Below are 2,063 nucleotides of genomic sequence, written 5' to 3'. Positions count from 1 at the left end.
AACTCTTTTAGCGAGTCCTGAGCTGCATTTTCTTTGATGGTTTTTATCCACGCCATTTGTATGTCCTTAAGGGTTTGGTGAATTTAATTTCAAAGACCACAACTTCAGTCAAAAACATTTTTAAAAAAAATCTCCGGGCTATTATGCGTATTTTCATAATTTATTGCTAATTCACGGCTAACTTAATCCTTCCGTAAATCTTTTAAAATTTCCATCGCTGCCAACCGTCCCGGCGCACCCATGATGCCGCCGCCGGGATGGGTGCCGGAACCGCACTGGTAGTAATTTTTCACCGGCGTTCGGTACTTGGCAATCCCGGCCGCAGGACGTAAGAAAAAAAGCTGTGAAAGGCTCAGCTCGCCCTGAAAAATATTACCCTGGGACAAGCCGATGGTTTGCTCAATATCCAGGGGAGTAATCACCTGCCGGTGTAAAATAATATCCTTTAAATTTGGAATGTATTCCGTCACCGTGTTGATGACGGTGTCGCCAAATTCTTCGCGGCGCTCCTCCCAGGTACCTTCTTTTAGATTGTAAGGCGCGTATTGCACAAAACAAGACATGACGTGCTTGCCCGGCGGCGCCATGTCGGGATCGATCATGGAGGGGATAATAATGTCAATATACGGTTTCTGGGAAAAGTTACCGTACTTGGCGTCATCGTAGGCGCGTTCGAGGTAATCCACGCTTGGACTGATCGAAATGGCGCCGCGCAAATGCGGACCGTAACCGGGCATACATTTTAAATCCGGAGCGGCATCAAGAGCCAGGTTCACTTTTCCGGAGGAGCCGTTGAATTTAAACTTTTTAATCGAGGCGAGCAAATCCACCGGCAAATGTTCGGCATCGATTAGTTTTAGAAAAGTCAGGTTGGGATCCAGAGAAGAGACCACCACATCCGACAAAAATTCATCGCCGTTTTTTAGCGCCACCCCGACAACTTTCCGATCTTTAACAATCACTTTTTGAACAGCGGCTTCGGTTTTAATTTCCACGCCGAGCTCCTGGGCTGCGCTTGCAATTGCGTCGGCGATTGCGCCGGTGCCGCCTTTAGCAAACCCCCAGGTCCGAAAGTTACCATCGATTTCGCCCATGTAGTGATGCAGCAACACATAAGCAGTACCAGGTGACCGGGGGCCAAGAAACGTCCCGATAATGCCACTGGCCGAAAGGGTCGCTTTCAAAACGTCGGTTTCAAACCACTGTTCGAGAAAGTCGGCCGAGCTCATGGTCATCAATTTGATAAGCATATGAATGTTTTCTTCGCTGAGCCCAAGCAAATGTTTGCCAAGGCCGGCCATTCCAAACAGGTCTTTCGGATTTATTTTCGTCGGATCGGGCGGGAGTATCCCAAGCATATATTTAACCGCTTTAGCCATAAACAGCATGGTGCGGCCGTAATCCTCGTAGGCTTCTGCATCTCGCTGGGAGAAGCGGGCGATGTCACGCAAAGTGCGAAAATGGTCGTTGTCGCGGTAAAGACAATTGCCATCCGGCAGCGGGGTTAAGGTACTTTCGAGGGGTAAAACGGTTAAGCCATGTCTCGGTAAATCGAGGTCGCGAATAATCTCGGGCCGCATCAAACTAACGACATAAGAGAAGACGGTGTATTTAAATCCGGGGTAGAGTTCTTCCGTCACGGTGGCTCCGCCAACCAGATGCCGTTGTTCCAGCACCAGAACTTTTAAGCCGGCCCGGGCCAGGTAAGCGGCATTTACAAGGCCGTTGTGGCCACCGCCGACTATGATCGCATGGTATTTATTAGGCATATCTTCCCATGAAATACACAAAAAACACTAAAGATTCATTTATTTATTTATCACGAGTTAAAATTAGACGTTCATACTCTAATTTTGGATAATGACCAAAGTTTACGAGAAGACCCAACTTCAATTCAGTAGCATTTAGTAACTGACAAGTCAAATTCTGCCATACTCGATAAAAGCATTCGAGCACAAGCTTTTTGGCAAGAAATGAAAATTCAAATCCCAAAAAGCAAAAATTTCACGCAAAGACGCTGAGGGATCGCAAAGAAAAACCTTTGCGTATTCTTTGCGTCTCTG

General features: G+C 47.1%; 1 protein-coding gene. It reads right to left on the bottom strand.

From position 1 onward, the window contains the following. Positions 1-182 precede the first annotated feature (182 nt). The gene (locus IH879_22640; protein ID MCH7677726.1) at positions 183-1,769 is read right to left on the bottom strand and encodes an NAD(P)/FAD-dependent oxidoreductase; all 1,587 of its coding nucleotides are present in this window, start codon (positions 1,767-1,769) and stop codon (positions 183-185) included. Positions 1,770-2,063 lie beyond the last annotated feature (294 nt).

It is taken from the genome of candidate division KSB1 bacterium (assembly GCA_022562085.1).
Taxonomy (GTDB): Bacteria; Zhuqueibacterota; Zhuqueibacteria; order Oceanimicrobiales; family Oceanimicrobiaceae; genus Oceanimicrobium.
This window is presented reverse-complemented; position numbering and strand designations above follow the sequence as displayed.